The sequence below is a fragment of the Brevundimonas sp. NPDC007368 genome (assembly GCF_042869015.1).
Lineage (GTDB): Bacteria > Pseudomonadota > Alphaproteobacteria > Caulobacterales > Caulobacteraceae > Brevundimonas.
The window spans coordinates 408,844-431,021 of sequence record NZ_JBIAFA010000001.1; the positions used below are offsets into that span (position 1 = coordinate 408,844).

General features: G+C 69.7%; 27 protein-coding genes. 21 read left to right on the plus strand and 6 right to left on the minus strand.

All coding sequences use genetic code 11. The features are described 5' to 3' along the window. Positions 1-3 precede the first annotated feature (3 nt). The 14 genes from gspE (at position 4) to ACFYLW_RS02065 (ending at position 11,613) form a co-directional block, all read left to right on the plus strand. Positions 4-1,500 carry a type II secretion system ATPase GspE gene (gene gspE, locus ACFYLW_RS02000; protein ID WP_390182638.1) on the plus strand — a complete coding sequence of 499 codons (1,497 nt, stop codon included), beginning with the start codon at positions 4-6 and terminating at the stop codon, positions 1,498-1,500. Further along, positions 1,500-2,714 (plus strand): type II secretion system inner membrane protein GspF, encoded by a 1,215-nt coding sequence (gene gspF, locus ACFYLW_RS02005; RefSeq protein ID WP_313102406.1) that lies wholly within the window; start codon positions 1,500-1,502, stop codon positions 2,712-2,714. Before gspE ends, gspF begins: the two co-directional genes overlap by 1 nt. Positions 2,715-2,728: 14 nt before the next feature. Next, the gene (gspG, locus tag ACFYLW_RS02010) at positions 2,729-3,250 is read left to right on the plus strand and encodes a type II secretion system major pseudopilin GspG (protein WP_313102407.1); all 522 of its coding nucleotides are present in this window, start codon (positions 2,729-2,731) and stop codon (positions 3,248-3,250) included. 85 nt (positions 3,251-3,335) lie between these two features. Beyond that, positions 3,336-3,743 (plus strand): GspH/FimT family pseudopilin, encoded by a 408-nt coding sequence (locus tag ACFYLW_RS02015; protein WP_390182639.1) that lies wholly within the window; start codon positions 3,336-3,338, stop codon positions 3,741-3,743. Positions 3,744-3,835: 92 nt separating this feature from the next. Further along, positions 3,836-4,237, plus strand: a complete 402-nt coding sequence (gspI, locus tag ACFYLW_RS02020) for a type II secretion system minor pseudopilin GspI (protein ID WP_313102409.1) — start codon at positions 3,836-3,838, stop codon at positions 4,235-4,237. After that, positions 4,234-4,824 carry a type II secretion system minor pseudopilin GspJ gene (gene gspJ / locus ACFYLW_RS02025; protein ID WP_390182641.1) on the plus strand — a complete coding sequence of 197 codons (591 nt, stop codon included), beginning with the start codon at positions 4,234-4,236 and terminating at the stop codon, positions 4,822-4,824. The genes gspI and gspJ overlap by 4 nt, the downstream gene beginning before the upstream one ends. A 26-nt stretch (positions 4,825-4,850) precedes the next feature. Beyond that, complete coding sequence (gspK, locus tag ACFYLW_RS02030) at positions 4,851-5,807, plus strand: type II secretion system minor pseudopilin GspK (RefSeq protein ID WP_390182643.1); 957 nt, start codon at positions 4,851-4,853, stop codon at positions 5,805-5,807. Then, positions 5,804-6,910, plus strand: coding sequence for a type II secretion system protein GspL (gspL, locus tag ACFYLW_RS02035; protein ID WP_390182644.1), 1,107 nt, complete (start codon positions 5,804-5,806; stop codon positions 6,908-6,910). The genes gspK and gspL overlap by 4 nt, the downstream gene beginning before the upstream one ends. Continuing rightward, the gene (gene gspM / locus ACFYLW_RS02040) at positions 6,910-7,386 is read left to right on the plus strand and encodes a type II secretion system protein GspM (protein ID WP_390182645.1); all 477 of its coding nucleotides are present in this window, start codon (positions 6,910-6,912) and stop codon (positions 7,384-7,386) included. Before gspL ends, gspM begins: the two co-directional genes overlap by 1 nt. A 107-nt stretch (positions 7,387-7,493) precedes the next feature. Beyond that, positions 7,494-7,940 (plus strand): helix-turn-helix transcriptional regulator, encoded by a 447-nt coding sequence (locus ACFYLW_RS02045; protein ID WP_312065953.1) that lies wholly within the window; start codon positions 7,494-7,496, stop codon positions 7,938-7,940. 112 nt (positions 7,941-8,052) lie between these two features. Beyond that, positions 8,053-8,529, plus strand: a complete 477-nt coding sequence (locus ACFYLW_RS02050; protein WP_390182646.1) for a hypothetical protein — start codon at positions 8,053-8,055, stop codon at positions 8,527-8,529. Further along, positions 8,474-8,800, plus strand: coding sequence for a hypothetical protein (locus tag ACFYLW_RS02055; RefSeq protein ID WP_292084212.1), 327 nt, complete (start codon positions 8,474-8,476; stop codon positions 8,798-8,800). Before ACFYLW_RS02050 ends, ACFYLW_RS02055 begins: the two co-directional genes overlap by 56 nt. Before the next feature lie 117 nt (positions 8,801-8,917). Continuing rightward, complete coding sequence (locus tag ACFYLW_RS02060; RefSeq protein WP_390182647.1) at positions 8,918-11,290, plus strand: TonB-dependent receptor; 2,373 nt, start codon at positions 8,918-8,920, stop codon at positions 11,288-11,290. Between the two features lie 62 nt (positions 11,291-11,352). After that, positions 11,353-11,613 (plus strand): hypothetical protein, encoded by a 261-nt coding sequence (locus ACFYLW_RS02065; protein ID WP_292084210.1) that lies wholly within the window; start codon positions 11,353-11,355, stop codon positions 11,611-11,613. A 4-nt stretch (positions 11,614-11,617) separates the two neighbouring features. On the opposite strand, the gene ACFYLW_RS02070 is transcribed toward ACFYLW_RS02065, so the two are convergent. Beyond that, on the minus strand, positions 11,618-12,070 hold the full coding sequence (locus tag ACFYLW_RS02070; protein ID WP_292084209.1) for a DUF983 domain-containing protein: 453 nt from the start codon (positions 12,068-12,070) through the stop codon (positions 11,618-11,620). 170 nt (positions 12,071-12,240) lie between these two features. On the opposite strand from ACFYLW_RS02070, the gene ACFYLW_RS02075 reads away from it, so the two are divergent. Beyond that, entirely contained in the window at positions 12,241-15,126 is a 2,886-nt protein-coding gene (locus tag ACFYLW_RS02075; protein ID WP_390182648.1) for a hypothetical protein, read from the plus strand. 123 nt (positions 15,127-15,249) lie between these two features. Here the strand turns inward: ACFYLW_RS02075 and ACFYLW_RS02080 are convergent, their stop codons facing one another. The 3 genes from ACFYLW_RS02080 to ACFYLW_RS02090 form a co-directional block, all read right to left on the minus strand. Further along, positions 15,250-15,528, minus strand: a complete 279-nt coding sequence (locus ACFYLW_RS02080; protein WP_105564062.1) for an HU family DNA-binding protein — start codon at positions 15,526-15,528, stop codon at positions 15,250-15,252. Positions 15,529-15,642: 114 nt separating this feature from the next. Then, positions 15,643-16,470 (minus strand): flagellar type III secretion system pore protein FliP, encoded by an 828-nt coding sequence (gene fliP / locus ACFYLW_RS02085; protein ID WP_390182650.1) that lies wholly within the window; start codon positions 16,468-16,470, stop codon positions 15,643-15,645. A 143-nt stretch (positions 16,471-16,613) separates the two neighbouring features. Beyond that, the gene (locus tag ACFYLW_RS02090; protein ID WP_390182651.1) at positions 16,614-16,889 is read right to left on the minus strand and encodes a flagellar biosynthetic protein FliO; all 276 of its coding nucleotides are present in this window, start codon (positions 16,887-16,889) and stop codon (positions 16,614-16,616) included. A 144-nt stretch (positions 16,890-17,033) separates the two neighbouring features. On the opposite strand from ACFYLW_RS02090, the gene flgB reads away from it, so the two are divergent. The 4 genes from flgB to ACFYLW_RS02110 all read left to right on the plus strand — a co-directional run bounded on the left by flgB (position 17,034) and on the right by ACFYLW_RS02110 (position 18,781). Beyond that, positions 17,034-17,438 carry a flagellar basal body rod protein FlgB gene (gene flgB / locus ACFYLW_RS02095; protein WP_390182652.1) on the plus strand — a complete coding sequence of 135 codons (405 nt, stop codon included), beginning with the start codon at positions 17,034-17,036 and terminating at the stop codon, positions 17,436-17,438. A gap of 13 nt (positions 17,439-17,451) precedes the next feature. Continuing rightward, positions 17,452-17,886 (plus strand): flagellar basal body rod protein FlgC, encoded by a 435-nt coding sequence (gene flgC, locus ACFYLW_RS02100; protein ID WP_292084202.1) that lies wholly within the window; start codon positions 17,452-17,454, stop codon positions 17,884-17,886. 10 nt (positions 17,887-17,896) lie between these two features. Continuing rightward, a complete protein-coding gene (fliE, locus tag ACFYLW_RS02105; protein WP_184265730.1) occupies positions 17,897-18,208 on the plus strand; it encodes a flagellar hook-basal body complex protein FliE in 312 nt (103 codons plus the stop codon). A 195-nt stretch (positions 18,209-18,403) separates the two neighbouring features. Next, positions 18,404-18,781, plus strand: coding sequence for a VOC family protein (locus ACFYLW_RS02110; RefSeq protein ID WP_292084200.1), 378 nt, complete (start codon positions 18,404-18,406; stop codon positions 18,779-18,781). A gap of 170 nt (positions 18,782-18,951) precedes the next feature. On the opposite strand, the gene ACFYLW_RS02115 is transcribed toward ACFYLW_RS02110, so the two are convergent. Continuing rightward, positions 18,952-20,100, minus strand: coding sequence for an acyltransferase family protein (locus ACFYLW_RS02115; protein WP_390182653.1), 1,149 nt, complete (start codon positions 20,098-20,100; stop codon positions 18,952-18,954). Between the two features lie 231 nt (positions 20,101-20,331). Between ACFYLW_RS02115 and ACFYLW_RS02120 the strand changes: the two genes are divergently transcribed. Continuing rightward, complete coding sequence (locus ACFYLW_RS02120) at positions 20,332-21,162, plus strand: alpha/beta fold hydrolase (protein ID WP_390182654.1); 831 nt, start codon at positions 20,332-20,334, stop codon at positions 21,160-21,162. A 6-nt stretch (positions 21,163-21,168) separates the two neighbouring features. On the opposite strand, the gene folE is transcribed toward ACFYLW_RS02120, so the two are convergent. Further along, entirely contained in the window at positions 21,169-21,756 is a 588-nt protein-coding gene (gene folE, locus ACFYLW_RS02125; protein WP_292084198.1) for a GTP cyclohydrolase I FolE, read from the minus strand. Between the two features lie 150 nt (positions 21,757-21,906). Between folE and fliQ the strand changes: the two genes are divergently transcribed. Further along, the gene (fliQ, locus tag ACFYLW_RS02130; RefSeq protein WP_199183609.1) at positions 21,907-22,173 is read left to right on the plus strand and encodes a flagellar biosynthesis protein FliQ; all 267 of its coding nucleotides are present in this window, start codon (positions 21,907-21,909) and stop codon (positions 22,171-22,173) included. Positions 22,174-22,178 lie beyond the last annotated feature (5 nt).

Sequence of the window (22,178 nt, forward strand, 5' to 3'; positions counted from 1 at the left end):
GCCATGATCACCCTGGTCAATCCGACCCTGCCCTATGGGTTCGCCAAGCGGAACGGCGTCATCCTGCTGGACGCGGGCGACATCGCCGTGGTCGGTTTGCGCGACGGCGCCGACCCCCTGGCCCTGGTCGAGACGCGCCGGGCGCTGGGGCGGCCGCTTCAGGTTCAGGCCATGGATCAGGCCGAGTTCGACCGCCGTCTGTCCGACGTCTATGCGGGCGATCTGAGCGCCGATGAGCCGATGGAGATGCCGTCGGGCCTCGACGGCCTGATCGAGGACCTGCCCGCCGCCGCCGACCTGCTGGACTCCGCCGACGACGCCCCCGTCATCCGCATGATCAACGGCATCATCGCCGAGGCCGTGCGCGCGGGCGCCTCGGACATCCACCTGGAGCCCTATGAGAGCGCCCTGATCGTGCGGATGCGGGTGGACGGGGTGCTGCGCGAAGCCTTGAGCCTCAACCCGCGCATCACCCCGCTGCTGGCATCCCGCATCAAGGTCATGGCCCGGCTGGACATCGCCGAGAAGCGCGTGCCGCAGGACGGACGCATCCCTCTGGCCCTGGGCGGCAAGACGCTGGACGTGCGCGTCTCGACCCTGCCGTCGCGGGCGGGCGAGCGGGTGGTGCTGCGCATCCTCGACAAGGATCAGGCGGGCCTGTCGCTGGACCAGCTGGGCATGGACGCCGAGGCGTATGACGCTTTCCGCACCGCCTTGCGCGAACCCAACGGCATCATCCTCGTCACCGGCCCGACCGGCTCGGGCAAGACGACCAGCCTCTATGCCGGGCTGTCGCTGCTGAACGACGCCACGCGCAACATCCTGACGGTCGAGGACCCGGTCGAATACGCCATCGACGGCGTCGGCCAGACCCAGGTCAACCCCAAGGTCGGCATGACCTTCGCGGCGGGCCTGCGCGCCATCCTGCGTCAGGACCCCGACGTGGTCATGGTCGGCGAAATCCGCGACGTGGAGACGGCGGGCGTCGCGGTTCAGGCCTCGCTGACCGGCCACCTGGTCCTGTCCACCGTCCACACCAACGACGCCGCCGGGGCCGTGACGCGCCTGCGTGACATGGGGGTGGAGCCCTTCCTGCTGGCCTCGACCTTGCGGCTGATCGTGGCCCAGCGTCTGGTCCGGCGCCTGTGCGGCGAGTGCCGCCAGTCCGAACCCGCCGACGCCGCCACGGCCCGTCTGTGCGGCGTGAGCGAAGGCGCGACCGTCTGGCGGGCGCAAGGCTGCGGCGCGTGCAACCACACCGGCTATGTCGGCCGCGTCGGCGTCTATGAGACGCTGAAGATCGACGACCGGGTCCGTCGCCTGATCGCCGCCGAGGCCGACGAGGAGGCTCTCATCAACGCCGCCTTCCCCCAGGGCGGGACACTTTCGGACCGGGCGCGCGGCCTGGTGCTGGCGGGCGTGACCTCGGTCGAGGAGGCGGTGCGCGTGACCCGGCAGGAGACACCCGAGGCCCATCCGCTCAACGAGGGCGCCGCCTGATGCCCGCCTTCGACTATAGCGCCGTGGACGTCTCGGGCCGCACCGTCGCGGGCGTGCTGACCGCGCCGGACGAGGCGGCGGCGAAGACGGCCCTGGCCCGTCGCCGCCTGATGCCCCTGTCGCTCAGCCGCGCCTCGGGCACCGCCGCGACGACCGAAAAGACCCCGCGCCGCAGCCGCAAGCTGTCGTCGCGGACCCTGGCTCTGACTACCCGCCAGCTGGCCACCCTGATCACCGTCGCCCCGGTGGACGAGGCCCTGCGCACCCTGATGTTGCAGGCCGAACGCCCCGACGTGCGCGCCGTCCTGTCGGGCGTCCATGCGGGCGTGGTCGAGGGCCAGCGCCTGTCCGAGGCCATGGCCCGTCAGGGCGCGGCCTTTCCGCCCCTCTATCGCGCCACCGTGGCGGCGGGCGAGGCCTCCGGCGCGCTCGGCCCCATCCTGGAGCGTCTGGCCGAGGGGCTGGAGCGCGACCAGCAGGTGCGCGGCAAGGTGATCACGGCGCTGGTCTATCCCGCCGTCCTGGCCCTGGTGGCGCTGGGGGTGGTGACGGCCCTGATGGTCTTCGTCGTGCCCAAGGTGGTCGATCAGTTCGACAGCATGAACCAGACCCTGCCCCTGCTGACGCGGGCGGTGATCGGCGTGTCGGACCTGATGCGCAACTGGGGTTGGCTGATCGCCCTGCTGCTGGCGGGCGTGATCGCCGGCTTCGTCGTCGGGATGAGGAACCCTGGCTTCCGGCTGGCGGTGGACCGGCGGATCTTGCGCCTGCCCGTCGTCGGGCGGCTGACGCGCGACCTGCACGGGGCGCGGATGGCGCGCACCCTGTCGACCATGATCGCGGCGGGCCTGCCGGTGCTGGAAGGTCTGACCATCACGGCGCGCACCGTGTCCAACCGGGCGTTGCGGGCCTCGACCGAGATGATGGCCGACGCCGTACGCGAAGGCGGGGGCCTGTCCGCCGCCATGCGTCGCGCCGACGTCTTCCCGCCCATCCTGGTGCACATGACCGCGTCCGGCGAGGCCAGCGGCCGGCTGGAGCCGATGATGGAGCGCGCCGCCGACTATCTGGAGCGCGAGTTCAGCGCCTTCACCGCCGTCATGCTCAGCTTCCTCGAACCGGCGATCATCGTCGTCATGGGCGGCGTGGTCGCCCTGATCGTCCTGTCGATCCTTCTGCCCATCCTTCAGATCAACACCCTGGCGATGGGGTGAGACCGGAACCCGCCATGACCGAAATCCAGCCGCATCACGCCTCCCTCGACAGCATTCCTTTTTGCGCTCAAGCAGCGACGCGCCGCGCGCGTCGCGGTAGCGCTCTTCGGCGTCAAGCCCGGCAGGGCTTTACGCTGGTCGAACTCATGGTGGTCATCGTCATCATCGGCCTGCTGGCGACGGTGGTGGCGATCAACGTCCTGCCGACGCAGGACAAGGCCATGGTCGGCAAGGCGCGGGCCGACATCTCGACCCTGGAGCAGGCCATCGAGACCTACCGCCTCGACAACCTGGTCTTCCCCGACGCCCAGAGCGGCCTGCAGGCCCTGACCGCGCCGCCCGCCGGTCTGGCCCGCCCCGAACGCTATCGCGAGGGCGGCTATATCCGCCGTCTGCCGCAAGACCCCTGGGGCAACGCCTACCAGTACCGCCGCCCGTCCGCCCACGGCGGTCAGTTCGACGTCTTCTCCTTCGGCGCCGACGGCAAGGAAGGGGGCGAGGGGAGCGATGCGGACATCGGCAACTGGCAGAGCTGAGGGGCGCGACCGCGCTCAAGCAGGAGCGCGCTGCGCGCGCTGCGATAGCGCCCAAAGAAATGGCTTTACGCTTGTGGAGCTGCTGATGGTGGTCGCCATCATGGGGTTGGCCGCCTCGGCCGTGGTTCTGGCCGTGCCGGACCCGCGTCCGCCTGTCGGCGACGAGGCCGAGCGGTTCGCCGCGCGGCTGGTGCGGGCGCGGGAAGAAGCCCTGCTGACCAACCGCGCCGTGGCGGTCGAGGCGACGGCGATGGGCTACGCCTTTTCCAGCTTCGACGGCGTCCAGTGGTCGCCCCTGACCGACGGCCCGTTCGGCGAGGAGCATTGGGCCGAGGACACAGTCGCGCGGCCCGAGGGTCAGTCGGCGGATGCGCCTCTGCGCGTCGTCTTCGACCCGACCGGCGTCGCCGACGCCGCCAGCCTGACCCTGTCGCGCGGCCCGCGCGCCGTGACCGTCGCCGTCGATGGGGCAGGCGAGGTGAAGGTGAAATGATCCGCCCTATCCGCTCATCCCGGCGAAGGCCGGGATCCAGATGCCAAAACGCGCGGATGAGAGGTTGTCCCTGCGCCCGTAAAGGCCAGCCTTTGCGCCATACAATCTGGGCCCCGGCCTTCGCCTGGGTGAGCGGGAAGGCAAGGGACGGCTTCACCCTGATCGAGCTGCTGGTGGCCTTGGCGGTCTTCAGCCTGGCGGCCCTGGCCCTGCTGAACCTCGGCGGCGAGAACACCCGCTCGGCCGCCCGCGCCGAGACGCGGACGCTGGGCGGGATCGTGGCCGAGAACCTGGCGGTCGAGGCCATGACGGCGCAGCCCGTCCCGGCACCCGGCGACAGCGACGGGACGGAAGCCCTGGCCGGTCGCGACTGGCGCTGGACCCGCTCGGTCACGGCCACCGACGATCCCGACATTCTGCGCATCGACATCCGCGTCTCCGACGACGAGGGACAGGCGGCCGAGCGCGTCCTGTTCCGGGCGGCCGGGTCATGACGCGGCGAACCGGCTTCACCCTGATCGAGGTGATGATCGCCCTTTTGATCTTCGCCCTGCTGGCGGCGGCGGGGGTGCTGGTGCTGAGCCAGAGCATCGACAACCGCTTCGTGGTGAAAGAGGCCACTGACCGCACGGCGCAACTGCAGCGCCTGCGCGCGACCCTGCGCGCCGATCTGGGTCAGGCCGCGCCGCGCCGCGTCCGCGCCGCCAACGGCCAGCCCGCGACCTCGCCCATCCTCGCCGCCGAGGCGCCGGGCGATCCCCTGCTGGTGCTGGTCCGCGCCGGATGGAGCAACCCCGACGGCCGCCCGCGCGCCTCCCTGCAACGGGTCGAATACCGGCTGGTCGAGGACCGGCTGGAACGCAGGGTCTATCCCTATCTGGACGGCGCCCGGCCGGGACCGCCGCAGGTCCTCTATCAAGGCGTCAGCGCCCCGACCCTGTCCTTCATCAGCGACGGCGCCGAGACGCACCGCTTCATCCCGTCGCCGGATCGGCCGCTGCCCGACGCGGTCCGTCTGGACCTGACGCTGGAGGGCTATGGCCCGGTGCGTCAGTTGTTCGTCGTCGGGGGCGGGCGATGAGGGCGCGTCTGCGAGACCGTGAAGGCATGGCTCTGCTGACCGTCCTGCTGCTGGTGGCGGTGATGGCGGCGGTGGCGGTGCTGGTGCTGGACGACATCCGCTTTTCCGTGCGCCGTACGATGAACGTCGAGACCCAGGCTCAGGCCCAGTGGTATGCGGCGGGGGCCGAGGCCCTGGCGCGGCGCCAGATTAACCGCCTGCGCGACCTTGATCCGGTGAAGACGCCGATCCAGCCGAACTGGAACGGGCGGGTGCTGAACCTCCCCATCGAGGACGGTTCGATCACCGCGCGGCTGCGCGACGGTCAGGCCTGTTTCAACCTGAACAGCGTGGTCGAGGGCCAGCTGGAGGTCTACGTCGCCCGGCCTCTGGGCATCCAGCAGTTCGTCGCCCTGGGCCGCGCGTTGAACCTGCCCGAGGGGCGGATGCGGGCGATCGCCGACGCCCTGACCGACTGGATCGACACGGATGCGACGCCGCGCGCCCAAGGGGGCGAGGACGCCGCCTATGCCGGGCAAAGCCAGCCCTATCGCACCGCCGGGACCCTGCTGGCCGAGGTCAGCGAACTGCGCGCGGTCAAGGGCGTGGACGCCGCGACCTATGCGACCCTGCGGCCCTATCTGTGCGCCCTGCCGACCACGGCCCTGTCGCCGATCAATCCCAACACCCTGACGCCGGATCAGGCGCCGCTGCTGGTCATGCTGGCGGACGGCAAGCTCAGCCTGGCCTCGGCCCGCGCCGCCATCGCCGCCCGGCCCGCCAGCGGCTGGAGCGACGCCAACGCCTTCCTGATGCAGGGGCCGATGGCGGGGGTGCCCCTGCCGATCCCGGCGCAGGACCAGCTGACGGTCCTGACCCGTTTCTTCAACCTGCGCGTGGACGTGGAGTTCGGCGGCAGCCGTGCCGTCCGTACCGCCCTGATCGAGCTGCCCCAAGCCGGTCCCGCGCGCACCGTCATCCAACGCTGGACCCTGGACGAATGAGCCGCATCCGACTGATCCTGATCCCGCCCTCGGCGGCCCTGCCGGCGTCCTGCCTGACGCTGGACGCGCAAGGAAACGTGCTGACGCGCGGCGTGGTCGAGCTGGGCGGCCCCGAATCTGGTTTGGCGCCCGAGCCGATGCGGACCGTGGCGGTGGCGCCCGGCGCCGACGTCCTGATCCGCTGGCTGGACCTGCCGTCGGGCAGTCCGGCTCAGGTGGCGGCGGCGGCCTTGCACCATCTGCGCGACGACCTGGCCGCGCCCGCCGAGCGGCTGAGCGCGGCGCTAGGGCCGGTCGCGGCGGGGGAACGACGGCTGGCCGCCGTGGTCGGGCGCGGCCTGCTGCAGGCCTGGGGCGACTACCTATCGAGTCTCGGCCTGAAGGCCGACGTCATGATCCCCGACAGCCTGATCCTGCCCGAACCGGCCGAGGAAGGGGCCTTGAGCGCCGCCGTCTTCGGCGCCGACCTGGCCCTGCGCGGGCGCGAACTGGCGCTCAGCGTCCAGCCCGATCTGGCCGAGGCCGTGGCCGCCGGGCGCACGCTGGAGCGGATTGGCCGCGCCGACGAGATCGAGCGGCTGCTGGCCGCCGCCGCGCTCAACCCGCCGATCAACTTGCTGGCCGGCGCCGGGCGTCGCGTAGAGGCCGACCGGCGTGGGTGGAAACGGGCAGGGGCGCTGGCGGCGGCCCTGGTCGTTTCGCCGCTGCTCCTGACCCTGGCCGCCGCCGGGCATGACGAGTGGCGCGCCCGCGACGCCGCGCATCGCGCCGAGGCCGCCGCGCGCCGGGCCTTCCCGGACATCGCTCCAACCGCCGACGCGGTGGCCGAGGCGACGCGTCGCCTGACCACGGCCCCGCCCCCGGGCGGGGCGACGGCCGCCGCCGCCGCCCTGTTCGCCGCCGTCGAGGGCGTCGAGGGCGCCGAACTGGACAGTCTCACATCCGACGAGAACGGCGTACGCGCCACCGTCACCTACGCCGCCTATCAGGACCTCGACGCCCTGCAGCAGGCCATGGCCGGGCATGGAATGTCGCTGACCGATGAAAGCACCGTCGACGACCAGGGCAAGGTCGTCAGCGAAGTCCGCGTGGGAGGCGCCTGATGAACCGGATGATCCAATCGGTCGGCCTGTGGTGGGACGGGCGTTCGGCGCGTGAGCAGAAGATGCTGGCGGTCATGGGGCTGCTGATCGCCGCCGTCCTGATCTGGTTGTCGGTCGTGCGGCCCGCCTTCGCTTGGCGCGAAGCGGCGGCGGAACGCCGGGTCGAGGCGACGGCCGGCCTGACCCGCATCGAGACCGGGCTGGCGGCGCGGGCGCCGATCAAGTCAGGGACGTCCATGCCGCTGGCCGAGGTCGAGCAGGCGGCCCGCAGCGCGGCCGAAGCCGCGGGCCTGACCGTCGCCCTGACGGTGGACGAAGCCGGCGGCATCGCCTTTGACGCCTCGGGCGCGACTTCGGCCGCCCTGTTCGGCTGGCTGGCGAGCCTGAAGACGGAGTACGGCGTCGAAACCCGCGATCTGACCGTCATTGAGAACGCCGACGCGACCCTGGACGCGAGCGGAAGTCTGAGCGGCTAGAGCGGCGGGCGACGATCGAGCAGGCCGTGTGGCGCTTTACCATCTGGACGTCACGCCCTCGGACTGGCTAACCCTTGCTTGTGGCAAACGATGTTCCAAACCCGAAATTGACGCCGCGTGAACTGGAGATCGTCCGGTTGGCGGGGCAGAGGCTGGGCGACAAGGAAATCGCGCAGCAGCTGAACCTGTCGCCGCGCACGGTCCAGAATCACCTGCATCGCGCTTACGAGAAGCTGGGGGTTTCAGACCGCCTGCAGGCGGCCCGTCGCCTGAGTGATCTCTACTCATGGGTATCAAACCCGCTATCCGATGCCGCTCCGTGTGCGCCAATGGAGCCAGTCTCTGCGGCGTCTGCGACGGCGCTTGGGGGCGGGAAGGCGCGGCGTTCGCTCTATGAGCGGTATGTGGCGCTGGACAGTTGGCGCCGACCCAGGAAGCTGGGGGGCTCCCTGCTGTGGCTGATCCTGGGCTGGTCTCTGGCCTGGCTTTTGATCGCCGCGGTCGGCGCCAGTCTCGCCAACCCCGTCCTCGAGTCCGTTCAGCGCCTGCGGTGATGCTCACTCAGGAGGCACGCGGGCGATGCCGATTCGAAACGAGAGGCGCTTCGCGCGGGGCGCCGTATCCGCCATCGGCGGGCGCGGGCCATGCGCGGGTTGATACGTAGCGGTGCATCCCTTCCACATCGTCATGCTGAGCGCCAACCTGCTCGGCCTGGGCCTGATCCTGTGGCGCGGGGAATGGGTGGATCGCGCTGCGACCCTGGCTCTGGTCGCCGTGGTCGCGGCGACCAGCGTGCTGCAACTGTTGAACGCGCCGGGCCTGATGGTCTGGGTCGCCGTTCTGGACGTCCTGCTGTTCTTCACGCTGTGGGCTCTGGCCGAGCGCGGCGAGCGCTGGTGGATTGTCGCCCTGGCGGGGTTCCAGTTCATCGCGGTCGTCGCCTATCTGGCGCCCTTCTTCGCCTGGAAGCGGCTGGAATGGGCCGTGATCAGCGTGAACTGGGCCGTCTGGGCGCTCGACAGTCTGTGCGTCTTCTTCGGCGTCTGGGAGGCGTCCTACGCCCGTCGCTTCGCGCGGGAGCGGGGTGATGGCGCGAGAATGGACGCTGGAAGCCGCGCGCGTTCTGCTGCTTCGATGGAGTAGCAAGACGATCGAGCGCGCGGTGCGCGACGGCGGGCCGTCGGTCGAGCTGGCAGGGCTGGAGGCCTGGTTGCTGGAGCAGCAGCCGGCCTGTCTGGCGGAGGCAGAACGTCTGCTGGACCTGATCACGGCGCACGAGGCGGGCGTGGACGGCGACCTGGCCGCCCTGTGCGGCATCGGCGGCGCGGTGCGCAACGATTTGGGCCGTCATCAAAGCCGCGTGGACGTCAGCTTCGCGCCCTGCGCCTCCGGGCCGATGGCCGGTCGAGCCTGAGAAGTCATCTCCTGCTGACGCGGGGCGAGGCTTTCAACCGGCCGGCCCGACTGCTAGAGCGCGGCCTCTGTCCGCGATCCGGCCGCGCGCCGTCGCGCCCCCAAGCGGTTCACCTCCATGACGACCCCATTCCGCGCCGCGCAGCTGGCGTCCGTCGCCCTGCCTCTGCTCGCTTTCGCCGCGCCGGTCCTGGCTGAGACGACGCCGGAAGGCCCGAGCCAGGTGTCCGACATCGTGGTGACGGCCCAGCGGCGCGAGGCCGCGCTGGCGTCGACGCCCCTGTCGCTGACGGTGACGGCCCAGCCCTTGCTGAACGACGTCGGCGTGCGCGACATCAAGGACCTTCAGATCCTGACGCCGGGCCTGGTGGTGGCCTCGACCTCGAACCAGACCTTCACCACGGCCCGCATCCGCGGAGTCGGCACGGTGGGCGACAATCCCGGGCTGGAAAGCTCGGTCGGCGTCATGATCGACGGCGTCTATCGCCCGCGCAACGGCGTGGCCCTGGGCGACCTCGGCGAGGTCGAGCGCATCGAGGTGCTGAAGGGCCCGCAGGCCACCCTGTTCGGCAAGAATGCCTCGGCGGGCGTCATCAACGTCGTCACCGCCGCCCCGTCCTTCACCCCGCGCATGGCGGGCGAGGCCACCTTCGGCGACTACGGGACCGCAGGCGGTTCGGCGTCCCTGACCGGCCCCCTCGTGGACGAGGTTCTGGCCGGGCGTCTGTACGTGGCCGCGCGCCGTCGTGACGGTCTCTATGACGTGCGCACCGGCGATGGCCCGCGCACCGAAACCGACGATCAGAACGAGCACTACGACACCGTGCGCGGCCAGCTTCTGTGGCGCGCCACGCCCGACCTGACCGCCCGCCTGACCGCCGACTGGACCGAGCGGGACGAGCGCTGCTGCGTCGGCGTGCAGCTTGTGACCGGCGGCACGGCGCCCCTGCTGGCGACCTTCGCCCCCGATGGCGGGGTGGCGGCGACGCCCAATCCCTGGGCGCGCACGGCCTGGTCGAACCGCGACACCAACACCCGCATCCGCGACAAGGGCCTGGCCCTGCACCTGACCGCCGACCTGGGCTGGGCCAGGCTGGACAGCACCACGGCGGTGCGCGACTGGCGCGGCGTCATCAGCCAGGACTGGGACTTCACCTCGGCCGACCTGGCCTATCGTCCCGACGACGGCAGCTGGTCCAACCGCTTCCGCACCTTGACGCAGGAGGTGCGCCTGTCGGGCCAGAGCGGGCGGCTCGACTGGTCGGCGGGCCTCTTCCTGTCGGACGAGAAGCTGACCCGTCGCGACAGCCTGCTCTACGGCGCGGACTACGAGGCCTATGTCAGCCGCCTGCTGTCGCGGACGGTGTCGAACCCGCTGGGCGATCCCAACCATGTCTCGACCCTGACCGGCTTGCCCGTCGGCCAGAGCTTCGTCGAGGGCGAGGGCCAGATGGACCGCTACTGGCAGACGACGCAGAGCGCGGCCCTGTTCGGCCAGGCCTCCTGGGCCGTGACCGACCGCCTGACCCTGACCGGGGGCCTGCGCCGCACCCACGAAACCAAGGATATGAGCGCGGCCTATGAGAACACCGACGGCGGCCGAGCTTGCGCCGCCTCCCTGGCCAAGGGCGTGGTCAACGGCACTCTGTGCCTGCCCTGGTCGAACCCGGCCTTCAACGGTCTGAGGTCGTCAGAAACGGTCAAGGACGAGGCCTGGACCGGTCTGGCCCGCGCCGAATATCAGGCGACCGAGGGCCTGCGCCTCTACGCCGGCTGGTCGCGCGGCCGCAAGAACGGCGGCTTCAACCTGGACCGGGGTCAGACCAACCGCGTCCCCGACACCTCGCGCGCCTTCGGGGCCGAGACCGCCGACGCCTGGGAGGCCGGGGTCAAGAGCGTGATGCTGGACCGTCGCCTGCTGGTTTCGGCCGCCGCCTTCCGCCAGACCTATGACGACTTCCAGCTCAACACCTTCCTGGGCACCACCTTCTTGGTGCGCTCCATCCCGCAGGTGCGCGCCAAGGGCGTCGAGGCGGACGTCATGTTCCTGCCGCTCGAGGGTCTGTCGCTGCAGGGCGGGCTGACCTACGCCCAGACGGAATACGGCCACGACCCGATCGCCGGTCTGCCGCTGCTGGCCGGTCGCCGCCTGAACTTCGCCCCGCTGTGGAGCGGCTCGCTGGCCGGGACCTATGAGCGTCCGGTGGGGGCGGGTCTGACGGGCCGCGTCACCCTCGCGGCCAAGTATTCCTCGGAATACAACACCGGCTCGGATCTGGACCCGGCCAAGAGCCAGCCCGGCTTCTGGCTGGTGGACGGCCGCGTGGCCCTGGCCAAGGACGAGGCCTGGAGCGTCGAACTGTGGGGCAAAAACCTGTTCGATCAGGACTACCGCCAGGTGGCCTTCGGCGCCCCGTTCCAGACGGGCACCCTCGGTGCTTTTCTCGGCGCGCCGCGCACCTTGGGCGTGACGCTGCGGGTCGTGCGCTAGGCCGGGTGGCGCCGGACGAGGAATGCCCTATGTCTGGCGCCGTCATTTCTTGGAGAGACAGTATGACCCAGACGCGTGATCAGGTTCTGAGCGGCGAAGTCGAGATCGACGGCGTGACCTTCGTGAACTGCGAGTTCAAGAACGCCCGGCTGGTCTACCGCGGCGGTCTGGCGCCCAACTTCAGCAATTGCCGCTTCACCCAGTCGAACTTCGCCTTCTTCGACAGTGCGGCGAATACCTTGAACTTCCTGCGCGCCATGGCGCCCAAGGAGACCAATATGAGGGGCGTGGTCGCCGGCCTGATGCCGGAACTCGGGATCTAGGGGCTCAGTCGGCCTTGCGCGCTTGCTCGCGGGCGGCGCGTTCGGCCTGGCCGCGCCAGCCATAGCCCTGGCCGTGCTTGCCGACGCTGACAAAGGTCGCTTCCTCGGCCTTGTGGAAATACTGCTCGGCCACCATCCAGCCCTTGAACGGCCGCAGCACGCCCAGGCACATCAGGGCCAGGATCGGCAGGGTGACGACGAAGTGCACCCAGACCGGCGGGTGGACGTTGAACTCGAAGATCATGAAGCCGATCATGCCGACGATCCCCACCGCCGACATGACGAAGAAGGCCGGGCCGTCCGCCGGGTCGGCGAACCCATAGTCCAGACCGCAGTTCGAACATTCCTTGCGGATGGTCAGATAGCCCTGGAACAGCGCACCCTCGCCGCAGCGCGGGCAGCGGCAGCGGATGCCGGTCTTCAGCGGGCTGAGGGGCGGATAGACGGGGTCGGACACGGCAACACCTGACGAAATACGGTGACGATAACGTCGATACCGTCGATGTCGGCCTTTCGTACGGGCGCTGCAAGCGGGTGATTTGTCCTACCCGCATGGCAAGGTTTTTTCAGCGGGGCTTTAACCGACGTTAACCGCGATTAAAGCCCTTCGCGCGAGGGTGCGCGCGTATGTCCGGGGCAACCGCCAGCAAGCGCGTTCTGAAGACGACCGTGGCGGCCGCCGCGGCGGGCGTCGTCGTCTTCGCGCCCCTGGCCCCGCACGCCGAGGGCGCAGGGCCCCGTTCGGGCGATCCGGTCGAGATCCGCGTCGGCGCCAACGCCGGCTTCACCAAGGTCGAATTCGCGGGGGCAGTGGGTTCCCGCGCCCGGGTGCGCCAGGACGGCCGCGCCGTCGTCATCCGCATCGGCACGACCGCGGCCCCCGACGTCAGCCGCCTGCGCGTCGATCCTCCCAAGGGGGTCGAGAAGGTCGAGACCCGCTCGGTCCAGGGCGCGACCGAGCTGGTTCTGACCCTGGCCGAGGGGGCGGGCGTCCGCTCCGGCGCCGCCGACGGCGCGGTCTGGATCAACCTCTACGCCCCCGGCGCGGCGCCGGAAGGGACCAAGCCCTCGGTCGTGCCCGCCGGCGGCGCCGTGCCCGTCACCGCCGAGGTCAAGGACGAGACGACCCGACTGACCTTCGCCTGGGCCGCGCCGGTCGGGGCCGCCGTCTTCCGCCGCGGCGACGCGGTCTGGGTGGTGTTCGACGCCGCCGCCCGCATGAACATGCCCGCCGCCGCCAAGGCCGGCGATGCGGCCAAGGCGCGCTGGGCCGCCGGGCCGGACTTCACCGCCATCCGCATTCCCGTCGCCGAGGGGCAGGGGGTGTCCGCCCGCGCCGACGGCGCCGCCTGGACCATCACCCTGGGCGGGCCGATCACCGCCGCCAGCGGGATCGACATCGGTCGCGACGACAGCGTCCAGACCGCCCTGACCGCGCGCATGGCCGGGGCCACCAGGACCGTCTGGCTGACCGATCCCATGGTCGGCGACCGCTTCGCCGCCGTCACCGCCCTGGCCCCCGGCAAGGGGCTGAGGACCGGACGGCGCACCGTCGACCTGGCCCTGCTGCCCACCGCCCACGGCCTGGCGGTCGAGACCCCGACCGACGATCTGACGGTCAAGGCCGAGGGCGACATCGTCACCCTGTCGCGGCCACGCGGCCTGCGCCTGTCCCCGCCGACCGTGGGGCTGGAAGCGGCCGCCGCTGAGGCCCATGCCCCGCGCGCCGCCGTCCGTCCGGCCCTGATCATTGCCGACTGGGCCGATCTGGGAAGCGACAGCTTCAACGACCGTCATCGTGCGCTGCAGGTCGCCGCCGAGCTGGAAAGCGGCCGCGCCGCCGAGGACCCCCGCGCTCCGATCGAGGGCCGTCTGGCCTACGCCCGTTTCCTGGTGGGGCAGGGGCTGGGCTATGAGGCGATCGGCGTGCTGAACGCCCTGGTCAAGCAGACCCCGGCCATGCAGGGCGTGGCCGAGGTGCGCGGCCTGCGCGGCGCCGCCCGCGCGGCCATCGGCCGCTACGCCGAGGCCGAGGCCGACTTCTCGTCCGGGGCTCTGGCCGGCGATCCCTCGACCCGCGTCTGGCAGGGCTATATCGCCGCCCAGCGCAGCGACTGGACCACGGCGCGTCAGGCCTTCGCCGCCGGCGCGGGCGTGGTCGACAACTTCACCCCCGAATGGCGCGCCCGCTTCGGCACGGCCCATGCCCTGGCCGCCGTCGAGACCGGCGATCTGGACGCCGCGCGCGAGCTTCTGGCCTATGTCTTCAGCCAGCCGGGCATCTCTGCGCCCGATCAGCTGACCGCCCGTCTGGTGCAGGCCCGGCTGTTCGAGCTGGAACAGAAGCCGGCCCAGGCGCTGGCCCTCTACAAGGCCGTCGCCCGCGCCCCGCTGGACGGCATCTCGACCCCCGCCCGCCTCGGCGTGGTGCGTCTGGAGATGGCCAAGGGGACGCTGAAGCCCGATCAGGCCGCCGCCCAGCTGGAGGCCCTGAAATGGCGCTGGCGCGGCGACGGCACCGAACTGGCGGTGATCCGCAGCCTGGGCGAACTCTACCTGTCGCAGGGCCGCTATCGCGAGGCCCTGACCACGCTGAAGGCGGCAGGCCGCAAGATCGTGGTCCTGCCCGGCGGCGACAAGCTGCAGTCCGATCTGGACAACGCCTTCCGCGCCCTCTTCCTCGACGGCGCCGCCGACGGGCTGCAGCCGGTGCAGGCGCTCGCCCTCTTCTTCGACTTCCGCGAACTGACCCCGGTCGGCGCCGACGGCGACGAGATGGTGCGGCGTCTGGCCCGGCGCCTGATCGACGTCGACCTGCTGGATCAGGCGGCCGAGCTGCTTAAGTATCAGGCCGACAACCGCCTGGACGGCGTGGCTAAGGCCCAGGTCTCGACCAACCTGGCCATGGTCTATCTGATGAACCGCCAGCCGGAGGAGGCCCTGCAGGCCCTCTGGAGCTCGCGCACCACCCTTCTGCCGACTGCCATGAACAGCGAGCGCCGTGCGCTGGAGGCCCGCGCCCTGATGGAGCTGGGCCGCTACGATCACGCGCTGGAAGTCCTGGCCAAGGACGCCTCGCCCGCCGCCCGCGACGTACGCGCCGAGATCTTCTGGAAGCAGCAGCAGTGGGGCCCGGCCGCCGCCATCTATGAGCAGCAACTGGGCAATCGCTATCGCGACGCCCTGATCCCGCTGACGGCGGACGAGGAGAACCGGCTGATCCGCGCCGGGGTCGGCTATTCGCTGGCGCGCGACGCAGGGGCGCTGAACCGCCTGTCGGCCAACTATTCGGGCTTCGCCGACAAGGCCCGTTCGCCGGGCGGCATCCGCATCGCCCTGGCCGGTCTGGACGGAGCCGACGGTTCGGGTCGTCCGCAGGACTTCGCCACCCTCAGCGCCGGGGCCGACACCTATGCCGGCTGGATCGCGGCCACCAAGGCCGAGTTCAGACAGAAAACGGGCGGAGACCGCCCTGCGACCCCCGCCCGTCCCCAGGCGGCCGGAGCCGCCTGACATTTTAGGCCCCTAGCGTCTCGCACGCGGTGCGAAACTGCTTGAGGGGATTGGCGCTCATACCAGCTGTCCGCGATGCGTGAGCCGGGTCAGAGCGCCGTGGACCCGTGCGGGTCCGAAGGCTTAGCCGTTGACGGCGTCCTTCAGCGGCTTCGACACGCGGAAGCGCACGGCCTTCGAGGCGGCGATCTTGATGGTCGCGCCGGTGGCCGGGTTGCGGCCTTCGCGCTCGGCGCGCTCGGCGGTGTCGAAGACGCCCAGGTTCGAGATGCGGACGTCCGAACCCGAAACCAGGCTCTTGTGGATGTTCTTGACGATCGCGTCGAGGACGCGGCCGGCGTCGGCCTGCGAAACACCTGCGTCCTTGGCGACGGCGGCGATCAGTTCGGCTTGAGTGGTCATAAGGGTTTTCCCAAAGGTGGTCGCCCGATTCCCGGGCGAAGACCGGAGGATCAACACGCGTTTGGCGCAGCTTGGCAAGCCCGCATGACGCTCAAAGCCCCTGAGACTGGGGACTTATCCCCCGCCGGTCGCTCTCTGGAAGCTCTCCACGAGGCTGCCCGCGACCAGCCGCCAGCCGTCCACCAGGACGAAGAAGATCAGCTTGAACGGCAGGGAAATGACCACCGGCGGCAGCATCATCATACCCATGGACATGAGCACGCTGGCGACCACCAGATCGATCACAAGGAACGGAACGAAAAGAAGAAATCCGATCTCGAAGGCCTTCTTCAACTCGCTGATCATGAAGGCCGGGGTGACCACCCGCAGGGGCAGTTCCTGCACGTCGCGCGGGGGCTCGATTTTCGACAGCCGTGTGAACAGGGCCAGGTCGTCGCGACCCACCTGGGCCAGCATGAAGGTTTTCACCGGTTCGGAGGCCGCATCGAAGGCCTGGGGCAGCTCCATCTGCTGATCCATCAGCGGCCGGATGCCCGAATCATAGGCGTCCTGCCAGGTCGGGGCCATGACGATGGCGCTCAGGAACAGGGCCAGGGAGACCAGGACGGCGTTGGGCGGCGACTGCTGCATGCCGAGCGCCGTGCGCAGCAGGCTCAGCACCACGATGATGCGCACGAAGCTGGTAGTCATGATGACAATGGACGGGGCCAGCGACAGGACGGTCATCAGCCCGACCAGCTGCACCACCCGCTGGGTCAGGCCCGCGCCCGTGCCCAGGTCGATGTTGATGGCCGATCCGCTCTGGGCCGCCTGGGCGGCTTCCTGCGCCAGAGCCCCAAGGGGCCAGACCAGGCACAGGGCGGTGGTGACCAGCGACAGCAGGGCGGCGCGCTTCAGCTCGGCGCGTGAGGGCAGGGCGAAAACACTCTCCCTCCCCTTCATGGGGAGGGTGGTCGCGGAGCGACCGGGTGGGGAGGGCTTGGCGATACGAGTGCGGCGCTTGATTTGCGAAAGCGCCCCCACCCGTCTGACGCTGCGCGTCAGCCACCCTCCCCATGAAGGGGAGGGAGAGGCGTTACGACGGCTCATTTCACTTCTCCCTGACCGCGCGGTTCGATCAGTTCGCGCCCTTCGCCCAGCAGGATCAGCCGCTCCTCGGCGTCCACCCGCACCAGGACCAGACGTCGGGCCGGGTCCAGCACCAGGGTCTCGATCACCTGCAACCGGCGCGCGCCGCGTTCGGCCTGCAGCCTGGCCAGCACCTGGGGCGCATAGCGACGCGCCGCCCAGGCGGCCAGACCGATCAGGCCCAGCGTGATCGCCAGGCCGAACACCGCCCGGAACAGGTCGAGGAAATTCATGCGGATTCGAGGCCCCAACAGCGCCCGTATGCGCGCCGCTTCGCCCGCACGTTTCGCGGCTCGTGGTTAACGCCGCGTTTAGAAACACGGAATATTAACCATGCAGGCGGCAAATTCTGCCGGTCCATCGTTCGAGGGTCCTTCGTGTCCGTCACCGACATTCCGCTGCTGAACCAGATCAAGGGCCGTCTCGGATGGCTCGACGATCGTCAGCGCGTGATCGCCCAGAACGTCGCCAACTCCGACACCCCTGGCTTCATGGCCCGCGACCTGAAGGCGCCGACCGACTTCGCCGAGGCGATGCGAACCGGCGGCGGGCTGAAGATGGTCGCCACCAACGCCCGTCACATCTCGTCGGCGGGGCAGACCGCCCGCTTCGAGTCGCTGAACGCGCCGGATTCGGAGACCACGCTGGACGGCAACTCGGTCGTGGTCGAGGAGCAGATGCTCAAGATGGCCGAGAGCCGCATGGCCTATGACGCGGCCATCGGCTTCTACCAGAAGTCCATGCAGATGATCCGCATGGCCGCCAAGAAGCCCGGCGTCTGAGGGAGACTGAACCATGCCTGATCCCGTCAACGGCCGCCCCGTCACCCCGCGCAACACCGCCATGGGCGTCGCCGCCGGCGCCCTGAAGGCGCAGCAGTCGCGCATGCGCATCATCGCCGAGAACATCGCCAACGCCCAGTCCACGGCCACGGTCGCGGGCGGCGAGCCCTATCGCCGCCAGACCCCGGTCTTCCAGGCCCGCAAGGTCGACGGCGCCACCGGCGTGGTCCTGGCCGAGGTCCGCCCGGACCAGAGCCCCTTCCGCATGGAATACGACCCCTCGCACCCGGCTGCGAACGCCGAGGGCTACGTCCAGCGGCCCAATGTCGACACCCTGGTCGAGGCCATGGACATGCGCGAGGCGCAGCGCGCCTACGAAGCCAACCTGAACGTCATCGAGACGGCGCGGAACATGGAGTCCCGCACCCTCGACATCATCAAGAAGTAAGGGCTAGGCCATGAACCCCATGATGGCGGCCAAGGCCTATGCAGCCGTCCAGGGCGGGGCCATGCCGACCGCGACGCCGCCCAGCGCCGCCTCGGCGGCCCAGGGACCGGGCTTCTCGGAACTGCTGCAGAACGTCATGACCCAGACGGCGCAACAGACGCGCGGCGCCGAAACCCAGATGGCCCAGATGGTCCAGGGCCAGGGCAGCCTGATCGACGTCGTCACCGCCGTCTCCTCCGCCGAAGCCTCGCTGGAAACCGTCATGGCGGTGCGCGATCAGGTCATCTCGGCCTATCAGGAAATCATGCGGATGCCGATCTGACGGCTCCTGCTTCCGTCATCCCGGGGCCGCGCAGCGGAACCCGGGATCCAGGCGGTTGTGCATCTGCAATCCTCGCCAGTTCTCGCTGAAACCTCTGGGTCCCGGATCGTCGCTACGCGCCGTCCGGGATGACGACAGATGGGGGCGGATCGAACTGCGCCCTCACCGGTTCTCTTCGCATCACGGAGAGACCTCATGCTCAAGAACAAGAACTCCTCGGCCATTGTGGCGGTGAAGGATCTGGATCGCGCCAAGACCTTCTATTCCGACGTGCTGGAGCTGAATCTGGCCGACACCTCGAACGAGGGGATGCTGGGCTATCGCACCGGCTCGACCTGGCTGACCGTCTACAAGTCCGACTTCGCCGGCACCAATCAGGCCAACGCCGTCAGCTGGGACGTCGGCGTCGAGCTGGACGACATCGTCGAGGGGCTGAAGACCAGGGGCGTGACCTTCGAACACTATGACGACATGGGACGCCAGGGCGACATCCATGTCTGCGGTTCGCTGCGTCTGGCCTGGTTCAAGGACCCCGACGGCAACATCCTGCATCTGGTCGGCTCAACGGGGTGAAACTGGCGATCCTCCCCTGCGAAGCGGGGGAGGGGACCATGCGCAGCATGGTGGAGGGGGCGGAGGCAGGACCGATGCTGAAAGATTAGACGGCGGCGCGCGACGCTCGCCCCCTCCACCGCCTTCGGCGGTCCCCCTCCCCCGTCGCTTCGCGACAAGGGAGGATCAAATCACCCCTCCAGCGAGATCACCGGCTCCTTGATCAACGCGCGGGCGTGTCCGCGCTTCTTCAGCCAGGCGCGGATGCGTTTCTGGATCGGGTTGTCGAGGCCGTAGTGGAACAGGAAGGCGAAGGCGAAGGCCGCGCCGACGCCCATGACCCACAGGGCCCAGCGCGCGGCCTCGCCCAGGTTCAGCCTGTTCGCCGTGGCCTCGGCCAGACCGAACCAGCCGATGCGGACCACCTCGTTCGAGATGAACATGGCGAAGGAGACGACCGCCGCCTGCTCCACCAGCTTCGACGGCCTGGTCACCGGCACGGCGCCCGCCGCCAGGATGATGATGGAGATGAGGGTCAGCGAGATCAGGGCGTGCTTGTCGAAATACTGCACGACAGCGAGCGCCACGGAGGCCAGCAGCAGGGCCCATCCGGCCAGACGCGGGTTGATCCAGACGCCCTGCGCGAACCAGGCCAGCCCCATGCCCAGCACGAACAGGGGCAGGGCGCGCCAGATGCCGAAGGCCAGCGGCATCTGATAGACGGGGTACTTCAGGATGGCCCAGCACAGCTCGTTGGCCGCCAGATAGCCGATCACCACCAGTCCCAGGGCCATCCACGGCCCGACCCGCGTCAGCCCGCGCAGCACCCAGGGGAAGGCCAGGTAGCAGCCCAGCAGGGCCGAGATCGACCAGCTGGGCGCGTTCCAGCCCAGACCGCCATGCACGCCGAACGACTGCACCAGCGCCACCTGCGCCGGCAACTGGTCCCAGGCGAACCACTCGGGATGGGTCGGCGGCATGCCGATGGCCGTGCCCAGCAGCACCATGGCCACCAGCAGGGCCAGCATGATCAGATGGGCCGGAAACACCCGCAGCGACCGTTTGAGGAAGAAGTCGGTCCTGGACATCCGCCCGCCGCCGACCGCCGCCCCATAGACGCGCATCAGCACATAGCCGCTGTCGATCAGGAAGAAGTTGGTCAGCAGGAAGCCGCCCCGCTCGAACACCGGGTGCACGGCCTCGGCCAGGGCGTGGGGCGCGGATGCCTGGAAGTGATGCAGGATGATCAGCGACGCCACGATGAAGCGCAGCGCGTCCAGCCACCCGCCGCGCATGATCGGCGGCGGCTCATTATGAGACGAAAACGCGGTCCAGCCCATGACGAGGCCTCCTTCGACGGCGGGACTCGCAAGAAAGGGGCCGCGCGGATTCGTGATCGGCGGGCCGGGCGCGACGAAGCCCGGGGCGTGCTAGGGTCCGTCGTGGGGCGACCTTCCCGGCCCCTTCAGTTCCCAGTTCCTGACCTGTCGCCCGGCCTTCATCCGTGGCGCAGGCGCGTGCGTGCTCCCTCCCTACGGGCCCGCGGGCCCATGGCCACAGGATGCTGAACCATGCCTTTCATCACGACCGACGACGGGACCGAGATCTTCTACAAGGACTGGGGAGCCGGGCAGCCGCTCGTCTTCCATCACGGCTGGCCGCTGAGCGCGGACGACTGGGACGCCCAGATGCTGTTCTTCCTGGGGCAGGGCTATCGCGTCATCGCTCATGACCGGCGCGGTCATGGGCGTTCGACCCAGACCGACAACGGTAATGAGATGAACACCTACGCCGCCGACGTGGCGGCGCTGGCCAAGCATCTGGACCTGCGCGACGCCGTCCACATCGGCCACTCGACCGGCGGGGGAGAGGTCGCGCGGTATGTCGCCCGCCACGGCGAGCCGGACGGCCGCGTGGTCAAGGCGGTGCTGATCGGCGCCGTGCCGCCCCTGATGCTGAAGACCGAGGCCAATCCCGGCGGCCTGCCGCTGGAGGTCTTCGACGGTTTCCGCGCCGCCCTGGCGGCCAACCGGGCCCAGTTCTATCGGGACGTGCCTTCCGGTCCCTTCTACGGCTTCAACCGCGACGGCGCGCAGGTGTCGCAAGGCGTCATCGACAACTGGTGGCGTCAGGGGATGCAGGGCGGGGCCAAGGCTCACTACGACTGCATCAAGGCCTTTTCGGAGACCGACTTCACCGAGGATCTGAAGGCCATCACCGTGCCGACCCTGGTCCTGCACGGCGACGACGATCAAATCGTGCCGATCGACGATTCGGCCCGGCTGTCGGCGCCCCTGCTGAAGAACGGGACGCTGAAGATCCATCCCGGCCTGCCGCACGGCATGTGCACCACCCACGCCGACGTCATCAACGCCGACCTGCTGGCCTTTATTCGCAGCTAGATCCGATCAGCCCCGGACGAGGCGCAGGAACTCCTCGCGCGTCCGGGGGTCTTCGCGGACGGTGCCCAGCAGGCAGCTGGTGGACAGGCTGGCGCCGGGCACGTCCACGCCGCGCATGGTCATGCAGCTATGCTCGGCCTCGATGACCACGCCGACGCCGTGCGGGCGCAGGACGTCCTGGATGGCGTTGGCGATGTCCGAGGTCATCTTTTCCTGGATCTGCAGGCGCCGCGCGAAGCCGCGCACCACGCGCGCCAGCTTGGAGATGCCGACAACGCGGTCCGTGGGCAGGTAGCCGACGTGGGCCACGCCGACGACCGGCAGCATGTGGTGTTCGCAGAAGCTGACGAAGCGGATGTTCTTCAGCACGACCAGTTCGTCGTAGCCGCCGACCTCCTCGAAGGTCTTTTCCAGATATTCGCGCGGTTCGACCTCATAGCCCTGAAACAGCTCGCGATAGGACTTGGCCACCCGCTTGGGCGTTTCCAGCAGGCCCTCACGGTCGGGATTGTCGCCCGCCCACTGGATCAGGGTGCGGACGGCGGCTTCGGCTTCGGCCTGCGAGACGGAGGGTTTGTGCGCGTGGTCGGTCATAGCGTGTCCATATAGCCGGGTGCGGCGATCAATCCAGCCGTCAGATCGCCATCGGCCCAAAACGAACTGTACGTACGGGCGTGCCGATCGGGTTTCCTAAACGGCCTGTTAACCATCCTGTCGGCATTTTCTGCCCAGTTCCCGGGAGTGGTGATGAGCGGCGCGGAAGTTCTGGATATTGGCCGTGACGCCATCTGGCTGACGATCCAGCTGTGCGCCCCCGTGCTCGTCGTCGGCCTGGTGGTCGGCGTGGTCATCGGTCTGTTTCAGGCCCTGACGCAGATTCAGGAGCAGACCCTGATCTATGCGCCCAAGATCATCGCCATCTTCGTTTCGCTGCTGCTGTTCCTGCCGCTGATGGGGGCGCTGCTGGGCGGCTTCATGCGCGAGATCGCCGCCCGCATCGCCGGCATGTAGGCCGT

What these genes read in the sequence shown, in the direction of transcription:
- ACFYLW_RS02060 (WP_390182647.1), top strand. Translation starts at nt 8,918, where the DNA reads ATGACGACCCCATTCCGCGCCGCGCAGCTGGCGTCCGTCGCCCTGCCT.
- ACFYLW_RS02090 (WP_390182651.1), bottom strand. Translation starts at nt 16,889, where the DNA reads ATGAATTTCCTCGACCTGTTCCGGGCGGTGTTCGGCCTGGCGATCACG.
- ACFYLW_RS02015 (WP_390182639.1), top strand. Translation starts at nt 3,336, where the DNA reads ATGGTGGTCGCCATCATGGGGTTGGCCGCCTCGGCCGTGGTTCTGGCC.
- gspK (WP_390182643.1), top strand. Translation starts at nt 4,851, where the DNA reads ATGGCTCTGCTGACCGTCCTGCTGCTGGTGGCGGTGATGGCGGCGGTG.
- ACFYLW_RS02055 (WP_292084212.1), top strand. Translation starts at nt 8,474, where the DNA reads ATGGCGCGAGAATGGACGCTGGAAGCCGCGCGCGTTCTGCTGCTTCGA.
- folE (WP_292084198.1), bottom strand. Translation starts at nt 21,756, where the DNA reads ATGACCGACCACGCGCACAAACCCTCCGTCTCGCAGGCCGAAGCCGAA.
- ACFYLW_RS02065 (WP_292084210.1), top strand. Translation starts at nt 11,353, where the DNA reads ATGACCCAGACGCGTGATCAGGTTCTGAGCGGCGAAGTCGAGATCGAC.
- ACFYLW_RS02115 (WP_390182653.1), bottom strand. Translation starts at nt 20,100, where the DNA reads ATGGGCTGGACCGCGTTTTCGTCTCATAATGAGCCGCCGCCGATCATG.
- fliP (WP_390182650.1), bottom strand. Translation starts at nt 16,470, where the DNA reads ATGAAGGGGAGGGAGAGTGTTTTCGCCCTGCCCTCACGCGCCGAGCTG.
- ACFYLW_RS02120 (WP_390182654.1), top strand. Translation starts at nt 20,332, where the DNA reads ATGCCTTTCATCACGACCGACGACGGGACCGAGATCTTCTACAAGGAC.
- gspF (WP_313102406.1), top strand. Translation starts at nt 1,500, where the DNA reads ATGCCCGCCTTCGACTATAGCGCCGTGGACGTCTCGGGCCGCACCGTC.
- gspM (WP_390182645.1), top strand. Translation starts at nt 6,910, where the DNA reads ATGAACCGGATGATCCAATCGGTCGGCCTGTGGTGGGACGGGCGTTCG.
- gspL (WP_390182644.1), top strand. Translation starts at nt 5,804, where the DNA reads ATGAGCCGCATCCGACTGATCCTGATCCCGCCCTCGGCGGCCCTGCCG.
- ACFYLW_RS02080 (WP_105564062.1), bottom strand. Translation starts at nt 15,528, where the DNA reads ATGACCACTCAAGCCGAACTGATCGCCGCCGTCGCCAAGGACGCAGGT.
- ACFYLW_RS02110 (WP_292084200.1), top strand. Translation starts at nt 18,404, where the DNA reads ATGCTCAAGAACAAGAACTCCTCGGCCATTGTGGCGGTGAAGGATCTG.
- flgC (WP_292084202.1), top strand. Translation starts at nt 17,452, where the DNA reads ATGCCTGATCCCGTCAACGGCCGCCCCGTCACCCCGCGCAACACCGCC.
- gspG (WP_313102407.1), top strand. Translation starts at nt 2,729, where the DNA reads ATGACCGAAATCCAGCCGCATCACGCCTCCCTCGACAGCATTCCTTTT.
- gspE (WP_390182638.1), top strand. Translation starts at nt 4, where the DNA reads ATGATCACCCTGGTCAATCCGACCCTGCCCTATGGGTTCGCCAAGCGG.
- fliE (WP_184265730.1), top strand. Translation starts at nt 17,897, where the DNA reads ATGAACCCCATGATGGCGGCCAAGGCCTATGCAGCCGTCCAGGGCGGG.
- ACFYLW_RS02075 (WP_390182648.1), top strand. Translation starts at nt 12,241, where the DNA reads ATGTCCGGGGCAACCGCCAGCAAGCGCGTTCTGAAGACGACCGTGGCG.
- gspJ (WP_390182641.1), top strand. Translation starts at nt 4,234, where the DNA reads ATGACGCGGCGAACCGGCTTCACCCTGATCGAGGTGATGATCGCCCTT.